The following is a 12,078-nucleotide window of genomic DNA, read 5'->3' as shown; positions in this document are numbered from 1 at the left end:
AGGCACCGGGTTTTGATCTCGGCATCCCTAGGTTCGAATCCTAGTACCCCAGCCACCTTTTTGTCTTCCCTCTCAATTAATTCGACTTGAATTGATTTAATGAAAATTTTTATCGTAATTATCTACCACACTTTTTCTTATTGAAGGCATTGGAATTTTAGTCTTGGTATTTTTCCCAAGAAGAGTCATCCAAAATTTTACCAAAATGGCTTTCGATTAGTCGTTTAGTAATATCTGTTTGTGGATCGGTGAAAATTGAACGTGTCTCACCATATTCAATCATCACGCCGTCTTCCATCACTAAAATTTCATCGGCAATATGCTTAATAATGCCTAAATGTTGACCAACATAAATATAGGCAAGTCCTAGCTTGTTTTGTAATTCGAGCATTAAATTGGTCAGTTGGGTTTTGACCGTGGTATCTAATGACCCGACCGCATCATCAATAATGATAATTTGTGGATCTAAAATTAACGCTCGAGCAAGGGCAATACGCTGTTTTTGGCTTACGGAAAGCGTATTAATTTTGATGTTGGCATGATCAGGATGAATTCCCACTAATTTCAAAATGTTAAAAATTTTCTGATTTCGTTCTTGCTCGTTCAGATGGGTGGCTAATAACAAAGGTATATCAAGAATTTGTCCTACATTGAGACGCGGATTAAAGGCGGTATTCGGATCTTGGAATACCATGCGAATATGCTTTGAGCGGTAACTATAATCCCCGAAAGTGAGCGGTTTATCTTTAAATAAAATTTTGCCGGAAGTAGGTTCAATAATACCAACAATCATTTTTGCCAAGGTGGATTTGCCGGAGCCGTTGCGTCCGATAATTGCTAATGTTTTGCCCGCCTCAAGAGAAAAGCTGATTTCTTCTACTGCGTGGAAATAACCGAGGTTAAGCAGACCGAGCGTATTTTTAAATGATTTTGTGAGATCTTCCACTTGTAATAATGGCATTTTCTTTCCCTTATTCTTGATCGGTGCTTAAGGTGAGCGGTTGAATTAATTCTTTTTCTTTGATTTTCTTTTCCCGTAAATTAATGGGGAAATGGCAGAAAAATTCATGTTGTTTGATGCGAAGTGCGGTCGGTTTTATGATACATTTTTTCTGCGCAAATGGACAACGTGGGCCAAGACGACAGCCAATTGGCATTTGTTCCAGTAGGGGAACCGAACCTTTGAGAGTGCCAAGCTGGCCTTTAAAAGGCAAAGGTTGAGTGAAATCCGGAATGGAATGCAACAAGGCTTGAGTATAGGGGTGATGTGGGGTTTCTAAAATATTCTCTTTAGGGCCGGATTCCGCATTTTGTCCGCAATACAGCACAATAAACGAGTCACACCACTCGCTGATAGTGTTGATGTCATTACTGGCAAGTAAAATGGATGTGCCTTGGTTTTGATTCATACTTGAAAGCAGACGGAATATTTGCACTTTTGTAATCGATTCCACCGAATTTGCCGGTTCATCGGCAATCAGTAATCGAGGTTGGTTTGCCACGGCAACGGCAATCATGACTTTTTGCCCTTCTCCTTCCGTTAATTCATGAGGATAACTGCGCATGATATCTTTGTGCTCTTTGATCCCGACACGATGCAGTAACTCAATGGCGCGACGTTTTTTCCAATTAAATAAACGCTGCCACCAACGACCTTTAAATGTCCATCCCGGGATACTTTGGATGAGTTGTTTACCAATTTTCTGGCTTGGATCAAGACAGGTTAACGGGTCTTGGAACACCATTGAAATTTCTTTACCCACAAGTTTACGCCGTTGTGCCGGTGTGAGTTTTAGCAATTCAACATCGTTAAAACGGAAACGATCCGCGGTAACAATCCAAGAATCTTTAAAAGCATTACAGATAACTTTTGCAATGAGGCTTTTTCCCGAACCGGATTCACCGACTAAGCCGCAAATTTCCCCTTCATCGATTGTAAAACTGACATTATCGACAATGCGGATTAACCCATTTGGGGTTTGGATATCAATGCGAAGATTGCGAATATCTAGGAGAGCCATAGTTATCTACTCATAATATTTGGTAATAGCTCGGCATAGCCCATTGGTAAACACCAAGCCGATTAGTACGCTGATGATAATTGCAAGTCCCGGCAGAATAACCGTCCAAGGGGCTAAATAAATTAATTCTAAGGAGTCTTTTATCATCGCCCCCCATTCCGGTGCAGGGCGTTGCGCGCCGAGGGAAATAAAACTGAGGGCACTAATATCCAAAATGGCAATTGTAAATGCGCGGGAAATTTCTTGAATATATTGTGGCGCAATGTTGGGCAAGATGGTTTCTTTTAGTAACGCGCTATTAGAAATGCCGTCTAAACGCAACATTAGCACATATTCTTTTTTGAGTTCGGCTTGAATGCTGCGATAAATTTCATGCACGAAATAAGGCAGCAATGCCAAGGTAATTGCCAACATGGCGTTAATTAAACTTGGTTCCATTAAGGTGGCGATAATGATTGCCACGAGTAACACAGGAATGGTAAGGAAGGCATCTAAAAAATGCCCCAGTACACGAGATTTAATGCCTTGCGACATGCCAGCCCAAATGCCGAGCCCTCCGCCAATAAGAGCTGTAAGAATCACCACAATAATCGCAGCACCAACGGTATAGGTCGTGCCGATAATAATACGACTGAGCACATCCCGACCAATATCATCCGTTCCTAAAAAATAGGCGATCTGGCCGTTATTTGCCCAAGAAGGCGGCATAAGTTCTTGTCCGATAAATTGCATTTCATCAGAGTAAGGGGCAATCAATGGACTAAAAAGTGCGGTCAAAATCAGCACTAAAAGAGCATAGAAACTGAAAAGCGCAATGCGATCTTCTCGGAAGAGTGCCCAAATATGCTTTAATGTGTTGCTTTCACGAAAATCTTCAGGTTCTCTATCTTGCATGCCAACCCTTCTTATTTAACGGATCCAAAATAAAGATTAAGCTTTCAGATGCCACTTTAATGATAATAATACAAAGCCCGATAGTAATGATGCCGGCTGAAATACTGTTGTAGTCTTGCTGTGTGACGGCATCAATTAACCAACGTCCGATTCCCGGCCAACCTAAGGTATTTTCAACCAACATACATTGTGTAATCACCAACGTAAATAAACGGGTGGTGTGAGGAATTAATAAAGGCAAGGTGTTGCGTAAAACGTATTTACGTAACACACTAAATTTCGACCAACCTCGCGTGGAAGCAACTTTGACGTAGTTTTGTTGGAAGATAAATTCAGCTCGTTGTTGCACTAAACGTACGATTTCCATGGTGGGTAAAATGGTTAAAACTAAGGTGGGTAATGCCAAGTGTTGTAAAACGTTTTGGATGATTTTAATCCGATAAGGTGCTTCGACAAACCAAACATCAATAATCGGGAAACCGCTAATCGGTTTGATTTCATAAAGTAAATTGTATTGCCCGATAGCAGAAATTTCCCACGCATTAATTGCAGAAAAGTACAGTAAAATCGGCGCAATCCAAAATACCGGCAAGGAGAGACCGACAGCAGATAAAGTGCGGATGGTTTTTCCGATAAAATTAGCGGGATAAATTGCACCGATTAGCCCAAGGGGAATACCGAACAATGTTGCCAGTAAAATCGCACAAAAACAGAGTTCTAATGTCGGTGGGAGCACGGTAAAAATAGTCGATTTAAGGGCTTCGCCACCGTTATAGCTGATGCCTAAGTCACCTTGGATAAGGCGCACCAAATAATGAAAATAGCCACTGTAAAAGTGCGGTGTCATTAATTCGGCATTAAGCGGATCTTGCATCAAAATCAGGTAACTGATTAATGTTAGGATAAGGAACGTTAAAACGAGAAAAACACATTGTCGAATCAGAGAATTAAACATTACTTGTGTCCTTTTCGTAGTGATAGCGTCGAGAAATTCAAAGTGCCGAAGGGGCTCATTTCAATATTTTGTACGCGGCTATTGGCAACTAAAACCCGTTTTACGTTAGCAATAGGGATGATTGGCAATTCCGATAAAATTAATTCTTGTGCTTGGTTATAAGCTTCGGATCGAACCCGTTGATTGGCGTTATCTAATGCGTTATTCATGATGTCATCGAACTGTTCGTTGCACCAGTTGGATAAATTGGTGATTTCATTTGAGGTGCTACAACTTAAAATTGGGCGCATAAAACTGTCGGGATCTAAATTTCCCCCGAGCCAACCGGTTAAAATCATGTCGTAGTCTTCAGATTTATTATGTAATTGCTCAATTAAAAATGTTCGGGTGACCGGGCGAATTTTCACTTCAACGCCGGCATTCGCAAGATCTGATTTAATTAATTCTGCCATTTTAAGCGGAGCCGGGTTATATACTTGTTCTTCATTAATCACCCACATCGCTAAGCTTAATTTTTTATCTTGTAACACTTGTTTGGCTTTCAATGGCATGAAGTCATACTCAAAATCCGGCGTATTTACGCTTGAAGCCCAGGAAATATTCGGAATAATGTTATTCGCAACCGTTGCGGTATTGTGATAAATCGTTTTAATGATTCTTTTGCGATTAATAGCTTGTGAGATTGCGTGTCGTAATGCCGGATCTTGAATTGCTGTTTTTTGGAAATTAAATGCCAAATACGACAAATTCATCCCTTCAACACTTTTCATATAATAGCGTGCGTCATTTTCCTTCAGTAACCCTAACTGACTGACTTCCGGATAGGAAGCAATTTGGCATTCACCGTTAAAGAATTTCACCAATCGCCCCGTACGATCTGCGGATAAATCAATCAGAATGTCATGAATTTTAGCTTCTTTTTTCCAATATTCTTCGTTTTTTTCTAGACGCACATATTGATTGCGGAAATAGTTTTTGACTTTATACGGGCCGGTGCCGACAGGCAAGGTATCCAGTTGCACTAAATTGTCGTCAGCATTGAGCTGTACGGCATATTCTTGCGAGAAAATAATCGCGTATTGACTTGCCAAGTGAGACAAAATGGAAGCATCAGGTTTGAATAAGGTAATCTCTACCGTATGCGGATTGATGGCTTTCACCGATTCGATTTTTTGGTTTAGCTTAATGCTTTCAAAATAAGGAAAGCGCACCTTTTTCGCCTGTTCATGGAAAATACGATATTGCGGGTTTTTATAGCTGATGGAGGTTTGTTCTAACGTCGGTAAATACGTCTTATAACCTAACACCCGATTGAGCGAAAACACGACATCATCCGCATTAAAATCACGGGTCGGTTTAAACCAATCGGTCTGATGGAACTTAATCCCACGGCGTAAATGAATGGTGATCACTTTGCCATCGGGCGAAAGCGAGTAAGATTGTGCTAATACAGGGATTGGCTCGGCAGCCGTGTTCGAAATTTCAAACAGTTTATTGTAAATCTGCTCAGTTACCACGTTCATACTGGTTCCTGCATCCGCCGTTTGCGGATTAAAGGAAAAGCCGGAGGCGTGCGTGCAATAAATTAATCCGTTGTCTGTGAGTTCTTCAGGTACGCGTGGTGCCGCCGTTGCAGAATTCACCGCAAAAGCAAATAAACAAACGAGTACAATCAATTTTTTATACAACATCATAAACGGGTCAACAGGCTAAAAATGAATGTCAAATTGTAAGATATATTCCGTGGATATTCTAGTGAATCTGCCGGTTCTGAAAATTTGTCGCTAAAAATGGCCGCACTTTTTTCAGTAAATTAAGCCGGTTAGTCAGTATAACCGGAGAAGTGCGGTTGTTTTTCCAAGTGTTTTTTATGCCCTGATTTAGGTAGCAAAATATCGCCAATGGGTTGTGTATTTTGATATATAATGCGTCCTGATTTTTTTCCTCTTTAAAGTAAGGATGTGTTATGAAACTCAATCGTTTAATACTTGCTGCCGTAGTTGGCGTATTTTCTGTATCAGCATTTGCTGATCGTGTTATTACCGACCAGTTGGATCGTCAGGTAACCATTCCTGATCACATTAACCGTGCCGTAGTATTACAGCACCAAACTCTAAATATTGCTGTGCAGTTGGATGCCACAAAACAGATTGTAGGTGTGCTTTCTAACTGGAAAAAACAGTTGGGTAAAAACTATGTTCGTCTTGCGCCGGAGCTGGAAAAAATGGCAATGCCAGGCGATTTGAATTCCGTAAATATTGAAAGTCTGTTGGCATTAAAACCGGATGTCGTGTTTGTGACTAACTACGCACCACCGGAAATGATTAAACAAATCAGTGACGTGAATATTCCGGTAGTGGCAATTTCGTTGCGTACCGGTGAAGCAGGCGAAAAAGGCAAACTTAACCCAACTTTAAGCGATGAAGATAAAGCCTATAATGACGGTTTAAAACAGGGCATCGAACTGATCGCGGAAGTGTTTGAGAAAAAACAACAAGGTGATGAATTAGTGAAAGCCGCCTTTGCTAATCGTAAATTATTAGCGGATCGTCTAAGCGATATCCCTGCCGATAAACGCGTGCGTACTTATATGGCAAATCCGGATTTAAATACTTATGGTTCGGGTAAATATACCGGTCTCATGTTAGAACACGCAGGTGCTTATAATGTCGCAGCTGCAACCATTAAAGGTTTCAAGCAGGTTTCTTTGGAAAATGTGTTGGAATGGAATCCGGCTGTGATTTTAGTGCAGGATCGTTATCCTGATGTCGTACCGCAAATTTTGAACGATCAGGGCTGGGCGAATATTCAGGCGGTAAAAGATAAAAAAGTTTTATTGATGCCAGAATATGCCAAAGCTTGGGGTTATCCGATGCCGGAAGCCTTAGCGTTGGGTGAAGTGTGGTTGGCAAAAGCCCTTTATCCGCAACGTTTCCAAGACGTAGATTTAGATAAAATGGTGAACGATTATTATCAAAAATTCTACCGCACGTCTTACAAAGACGACAATGCAGCCAAGTAACTATTCAAAAATCCTTATCGGTTTAACGTTATTGCTTGTGATTACCGCCGTGATTTCTTTGGGAATCGGGCGGTATTCCTTATCTATACCACAAATTGGACAAATTCTGTGGGCAAAAGCCACCGCACTTGAGATTGACCCGGTGCAACAGCAAGTGATTTTTCAAGTGCGTTTACCTCGAATTTTCACCGCCCTTTGCGTGGGCGCCGGTTTGGCGTTGAGTGGAGTGGTATTACAAGGCATTTTTCGTAACCCATTGGTCGATCCGCATATTATCGGTGTGACCTCCGGTTCTGCTTTTGGTGGTACGTTGGCGATTTTTTTCGGGTTTAGTTTGTATGGCTTATTTGCTACCACGATTTTATTTGGCTTCGGCACACTTGCCTTAGTTTTTCTATTTAGTTTCAAATTTAATCAACGTAGCCTGTTGATGTTGATTCTCATCGGTATGATTTTAAGCGGGCTTTTTTCTGCGCTCGTTAGTTTATTGCAATACATTTCCGACACAGAAGAAAAATTGCCGAGCATTGTGTTTTGGTTAATGGGCAGCTTTGCTACCTCTAACTGGGAAAAATTCACTTTTTTCTTTGTCCCGTTTTTAGCGTGTAGCTCGATTTTGCTGGGCTTAAGCTGGCGCTTGAATTTACTGTCGTTAGACGACAAAGAAGCCAAAGCTTTAGGTGTGAAAGTGGCGCCATTACGTTGGTTAGTGATCTTTTTAAGCGGTTCGTTAGTGGCGTGTCAGGTAGCAATTAGTGGCAGTATTGGCTGGGTCGGGCTGATTATTCCTCATCTTAGCCGTATGCTGGTCGGTGCCAATCATCAACGTTTATTGCCTTGTACCATGCTTGTTGGCGCGGTTTATATGTTGCTGGTGGACAATGTCGCACGTTCGCTATCCGATGCCGAAATTCCGCTCAGTATTTTGACCGCACTTATTGGTGCACCGTTATTCGGTGTATTGGTGTATAAGCTAAAACGCGGAGGCATGAATGAATAACGCGCTTTCTGTGGAAAATCTGGGCTTTTATTACCAAGCAGAAAACTTTCTGTTTAAACAACTCAATTTTGCGTTGAAACAAGGCGATATTCTCGCGATTTTAGGGCAAAACGGTTGTGGCAAAAGCACCTTACTGGATTTGCTACTTGGTATTCATCGCCCGATTCAGGGCAAGATTGAGGTGCATCAATCCATCGGTTTTGTACCTCAATTCTTTTCTTCACCTTTTGCTTATTCCGTGTTGGATATCGTGCTGATGGGGCGTTCTACCCACATTAATACGTTTGCCAAACCAAAATTGCATGATTACCAAATCGCTATACAGGCGCTGGATTATTTGAACTTGAGTCATTTAGCAAATCGTGAATTTGCTTCACTTTCAGGCGGGCAGCGACAGCTGATTTTAATTGCGCGCGCCATTGCTTCCGAATGCAAATTAATGTTGTTGGATGAGCCGACCTCTGCTTTGGATTTAGCGAATCAAAATACTGTGTTATCGTTATTGCAACAGTTGGTGAAAGAACATAGATTAACCGTCATATTTACAACGCATCAACCGAATCATGTGGTTGCCGTGGCGAATAAAGTTTTGTTGATGAATAAGCAAAACGTGTTATTTGGTCAAACTGATGATGTGTTGACGGCAGAGAATTTGACACGGTTATTTCATTTACCCATGTTGGTGCAGGAAGCACACTATCAAAACCATGAATTTACGCATTTTGTCCCCGTGTACGACAGCGTATTAAGTGGCTTTCATAGGATCAAAAAATGTTGAATTTAACGATTTTTAGCGCAGGCAGTTTTCGTCATGTTTTAAATGAGCTCGTGACGATTTTCAAGCAGAAAAATCCGGTGGAGGTTCATTTACATTTGGCGCCGGCGGGGTTGTTGCGACAACGCCTGGAAGCCGATGAATACTGTGATATTTTTATTAGTGCTAATTTGCAAAATATCAACATCCTATCTGCCACGAAATGTATTTATAACCAGCAAATTCTAGCGTTTAATCGATTGATGCTCACGACACGAGACGAATCGCAATACAAGAATAGAGAAACATTGGATATATTGCTAGATCCTCATTTGCGTCTCGCTACATCAACGCCTATCGCTGATCCGGGGGGCGATTACACTTGGCAACTTTTTGATTTAGTAGAAAAAAGATACCCTAAGCAAGGTGAATATTTAAAACAGCGTGCATTGCAATTAGTGGGAGGAGAACAAAGCATTGTACCTAAAGGTGAAATTGCCGCGGAATACCTATTAAAAGAGGGGTACGCTGACGTGATGGTAGGCTATACCAACTATCAGACATATTTACAGCATTGTGGTTTATGCTGTCATCTTTTCCCGCCTGAATGGAATATCAAAGCGATTTATGCCGCAGTGCAACTGAATGAAAATTTAGCAACACAACAGTTTTTTCATTTTTTAACCTCTGCAGAGGCAGCACAGATCATGTATAAGCACGGTTTTTTATCAGAATAAAACACATGCTTTTTCCACCGCACTTTCCTTATCTCTTTAATCCCAAGCAAATTAAGCTCCTCTTCATTTTTTCGGTATAATATCGCTCATTATCTATGTCATATAGCCTTAATCATAAAGAACGAAAATTATGCTAAATCACCTGCAAAAAGAATTAAATGAACTGGTTAATCGCGGTTTGGATCGTACGTTACGCATTGCCGTGACGGGGGTGAGTCGAAGTGGGAAGACTGCCTTTATTACGAGTTTAATTAATCAGTTGTTACATATTAATCGCGTCGATAATAGCCATCTTCCCTTGTTTGATGCGGCACGCCGACATGGCATTATTGCGGTAAAACGAATTCCGCAATTGGATTTGTCCGTTCCTCGTTTTGATTATGAAGGCAATCTTAATGTGTTGTCGCAACAACCACCGAAGTGGCCACAGTCCACCAAAGGGGTAAGTGAAACACGTCTGGCGATTCGTTATCAGCGCAGTGGCGGTTTGTTGCGTCATGTGAAAGAAAAGGGGTCGTTGTATCTGGATATTTTTGATTATCCGGGAGAGTGGTTGTTGGATTTGCCGTTGTTGGATTTTGATTTTCAGCAATGGTCACAGGAATTGCAGCGACAACTGAATACGACACATTTGAAATTGGCGCAAAGCTGGTTGGAGAAAGCTCAAAACGTGAATTTGACCGCGCCGGCGGATGAGGATATTTTGGCGCAGCTTGCCAAGGATTACACCGATTATTTATGGCAATGTAAACAGCACGGCTTGCATTTTATTCAGCCGGGACGATTTGTGCTACCCGGTGAGCTGGAAGGGGCACCGGCTTTGCAATTTTTCCCCTTGTTGCATTTAACTGAACCACAATGGCAACAACTGAAGAATGAAGCGAAAGAAAACAGCTATTTTGCAGTGTTGCAAAAACGCTATGATTATTACCGTCGGCACATTGTGAAAGATTTTTATCAACAGTATTTTTCCACGTTTGATCGGCAAGTGATTTTGGCAGATTGCTTAACGCCGCTGAATCACAGTCGCGAAGCGTTTGAGGACATGCAGTTGGCGTTACATCAATTGTTTCGCAATTTTCATTACGGCAAACGCAATTTTTTAAACCGTCTTTTTTCACCGAAAATCGATAAATTGATGTTTATTGCCACCAAAGCGGATCATATCACCACCGATCAGTTGCCGAATTTGGTCAGCCTAATGCGCCAGTTAGTACAGGAAGGCGGGCGTTACGTGGAGTTTGCGGATATTGCTACCGATTACACCGCCATTGCGTCTATTCGGGCAACGCAACAGATGGTGGTAAATCAACATGGTCGTCAATTTAAAGCGATTCAAGGCGTGCGGAGTAGCGATTTGCAAAAAGTCACGCTTTATCCCGGTAGTGTGCCGAGTAAATTGCCGAGTGCTGATTTTTGGCAAGATCAAAAATTTGAATTTGATCAGTTTGAACCGCGCCGTTTAGAACAAGGCGAAAACATACCGCACTTACGAATGGATGCCGTGTTGCAATTTTTACTGGGCGATAAGCTATAACAGGAGAAAGCAGAATGGAAAAAATGATTTTTAGTCAACAGGAGCTGGTTGAACAACAGGAGGCTTTCATCGCTAAACAGGAATTTCATGAAAACCAAGCTGTGCCGGATACGGATGCAGACAATGTGCCGTTGGAAGGTGAATTGTTAGAAGCGCAATTTGAGCAAAGTGTTCAACAGCCACCACGTTGGTGGAAACGAGCTCTGATTGGCACCGCACTTTTATTTTTTACGGCGACAGTGGCGCAGTCCGTGCAATGGCTGATGGATACTTGGCAGCAAAATCAATGGATCTATTTTGCCTTTTCCTTGGTGTTATGTTTAGCGGTGTTACTTGGTATTTCTGCCATCATAGGAGAATGGCGACGTTTGGTGCAGTTGCGTAAGCGGGGTGAAATGCAGCATCAAAGCCGTGAATGGCTGGAAAGTGCGGTCGTTTTTCACGGTGAATTTCCGGCAGAAACCCATCAACAAGCGATTGAATTGTGTGAGCAAATGGGCAAATTAATGAAACTGGACGCGCAACAAGGCGATTTGGCGAAGTGGCGTCAGCAAATGAACGAATCTTATTCCGTGCCGGAAGTATTGCATTTGTTCAGCCAAAATGTATTGCTCCCTTTTGATAAACAGGCCAAAAAACTGATTAACAAAGCAACGACAGAATCGGCAGCATTGGTGGCGATTAGTCCGTTGGCGTTAGCAGATATGTTTTTTATTGCTTGGCGCAACATCCGTTTGGTCAACCAAATTGCACGGCTTTACGGCATTGAATTGGGCTATGTCAGCCGCCTTCGTTTGTTACGCATGGTGTTGGTGAATATGGCCTTTGCCGGGGCGACAGAATTGATTCAAGATCTTGGCGTGAATTGGCTTTCGCAAGATCTTACAGCTAAACTTTCTGCCCGAGCCGCACAGGGCATTGGCGTTGGATTGTTGACGGCGCGATTGGGCATTAAAGCCATGGAATTTTGCCGTCCTCTTGCCTTTGAAACTAACGAAAAACCGCGTTTATCTCATATTCATAAAGAATTATTGAGTCATCTCGGCGCGAGTATTTTTGAGAACTTGAAAGTGAAGCAAAAAGATAAAGCGTAAACTATAAATAAAACTTGCCAAAGTGGTTGGCGATTTTTTGTTGTAACGGTATCATGACAACCGT

Annotated in this window: 11 protein-coding genes; 6 read left to right on the top strand and 5 right to left on the bottom strand. The window is 41.9% G+C overall.

Features of this window, described 5'->3' with window-relative positions; all coding sequences use genetic code 11:
• Positions 1–157 precede the first annotated feature (157 nt).
• The 5 genes from ACO5E4_RS01765 to ACO5E4_RS01745 are packed head-to-tail and all read right to left on the bottom strand — an operon-like array spanning position 158 to position 5,561.
• Positions 158–961: a peptide ABC transporter ATP-binding protein gene (locus ACO5E4_RS01765; RefSeq protein ID WP_485861859.1), complete on the bottom strand. Its 804-nt coding sequence runs from the start codon at positions 959–961 to the stop codon at positions 158–160.
• A gap of 10 nt (positions 962–971) precedes the next feature.
• Positions 972–2,021, bottom strand: a complete 1,050-nt coding sequence (locus ACO5E4_RS01760) for an oligopeptide/dipeptide ABC transporter ATP-binding protein (protein ID WP_314956374.1) — start codon at positions 2,019–2,021, stop codon at positions 972–974.
• Between the two features lie 6 nt (positions 2,022–2,027).
• A complete protein-coding gene (locus tag ACO5E4_RS01755; protein WP_485861858.1) occupies positions 2,028–2,915 on the bottom strand; it encodes an ABC transporter permease subunit in 888 nt (295 codons plus the stop codon).
• Positions 2,905–3,870 (bottom strand): ABC transporter permease, encoded by a 966-nt coding sequence (locus tag ACO5E4_RS01750; RefSeq protein ID WP_006717697.1) that lies wholly within the window; start codon positions 3,868–3,870, stop codon positions 2,905–2,907. The genes ACO5E4_RS01755 and ACO5E4_RS01750 overlap by 11 nt, the downstream gene beginning before the upstream one ends.
• Entirely contained in the window at positions 3,870–5,561 is a 1,692-nt protein-coding gene (locus ACO5E4_RS01745; RefSeq protein WP_485861860.1) for an ABC transporter substrate-binding protein, read from the bottom strand. Before ACO5E4_RS01745 ends, ACO5E4_RS01750 begins: the two co-directional genes overlap by 1 nt.
• 275 nt (positions 5,562–5,836) lie before the next feature.
• On the opposite strand from ACO5E4_RS01745, the gene ACO5E4_RS01740 reads away from it, so the two are divergent.
• From ACO5E4_RS01740 to ACO5E4_RS01715, 6 genes are all read left to right on the top strand, one after another.
• Positions 5,837–6,892: an ABC transporter substrate-binding protein gene (locus ACO5E4_RS01740; RefSeq protein WP_485861857.1), complete on the top strand. Its 1,056-nt coding sequence runs from the start codon at positions 5,837–5,839 to the stop codon at positions 6,890–6,892.
• Positions 6,879–7,892, top strand: a complete 1,014-nt coding sequence (molB, locus tag ACO5E4_RS01735; RefSeq protein WP_485861856.1) for a molybdate ABC transporter permease MolB — start codon at positions 6,879–6,881, stop codon at positions 7,890–7,892. Before ACO5E4_RS01740 ends, molB begins: the two co-directional genes overlap by 14 nt.
• Entirely contained in the window at positions 7,885–8,670 is a 786-nt protein-coding gene (locus tag ACO5E4_RS01730) for an ABC transporter ATP-binding protein (protein ID WP_485861855.1), read from the top strand. Before molB ends, ACO5E4_RS01730 begins: the two co-directional genes overlap by 8 nt.
• Positions 8,664–9,383: a substrate-binding domain-containing protein gene (locus tag ACO5E4_RS01725; RefSeq protein WP_485861854.1), complete on the top strand. Its 720-nt coding sequence runs from the start codon at positions 8,664–8,666 to the stop codon at positions 9,381–9,383. The genes ACO5E4_RS01730 and ACO5E4_RS01725 overlap by 7 nt, the downstream gene beginning before the upstream one ends.
• A 130-nt stretch (positions 9,384–9,513) precedes the next feature.
• Positions 9,514–10,920 carry a YcjX family GTP-binding protein gene (locus ACO5E4_RS01720; RefSeq protein WP_485861853.1) on the top strand — a complete coding sequence of 469 codons (1,407 nt, stop codon included), beginning with the start codon at positions 9,514–9,516 and terminating at the stop codon, positions 10,918–10,920.
• Between the two features lie 14 nt (positions 10,921–10,934).
• The gene (locus ACO5E4_RS01715) at positions 10,935–12,014 is read left to right on the top strand and encodes a TIGR01620 family protein (RefSeq protein WP_485861852.1); all 1,080 of its coding nucleotides are present in this window, start codon (positions 10,935–10,937) and stop codon (positions 12,012–12,014) included.
• The last annotated feature ends 64 nt before the right edge of the window (positions 12,015–12,078 follow it).

The organism is Aggregatibacter sp., assembly GCF_057314075.1.
This window is presented reverse-complemented; position numbering and strand designations above follow the sequence as displayed.

Bases quoted from the DNA above. Each gene is read 5' to 3' on its own strand.
- ACO5E4_RS01760 (WP_314956374.1), bottom strand. From the start codon at position 2,021: ATGGCTCTCCTAGATATTCGCAATCTTCGCATTGATATCCAAACCCCA.
- ACO5E4_RS01755 (WP_485861858.1), bottom strand. From the start codon at position 2,915: ATGCAAGATAGAGAACCTGAAGATTTTCGTGAAAGCAACACATTAAAG.
- molB (WP_485861856.1), top strand. From the start codon at position 6,879: ATGCAGCCAAGTAACTATTCAAAAATCCTTATCGGTTTAACGTTATTG.
- ACO5E4_RS01765 (WP_485861859.1), bottom strand. From the start codon at position 961: ATGCCATTATTACAAGTGGAAGATCTCACAAAATCATTTAAAAATACG.
- ACO5E4_RS01725 (WP_485861854.1), top strand. From the start codon at position 8,664: ATGTTGAATTTAACGATTTTTAGCGCAGGCAGTTTTCGTCATGTTTTA.
- ACO5E4_RS01730 (WP_485861855.1), top strand. From the start codon at position 7,885: ATGAATAACGCGCTTTCTGTGGAAAATCTGGGCTTTTATTACCAAGCA.
- ACO5E4_RS01715 (WP_485861852.1), top strand. From the start codon at position 10,935: ATGGAAAAAATGATTTTTAGTCAACAGGAGCTGGTTGAACAACAGGAG.
- ACO5E4_RS01720 (WP_485861853.1), top strand. From the start codon at position 9,514: ATGCTAAATCACCTGCAAAAAGAATTAAATGAACTGGTTAATCGCGGT.
- ACO5E4_RS01740 (WP_485861857.1), top strand. From the start codon at position 5,837: ATGAAACTCAATCGTTTAATACTTGCTGCCGTAGTTGGCGTATTTTCT.
- ACO5E4_RS01750 (WP_006717697.1), bottom strand. From the start codon at position 3,870: ATGTTTAATTCTCTGATTCGACAATGTGTTTTTCTCGTTTTAACGTTC.
- ACO5E4_RS01745 (WP_485861860.1), bottom strand. From the start codon at position 5,561: ATGTTGTATAAAAAATTGATTGTACTCGTTTGTTTATTTGCTTTTGCG.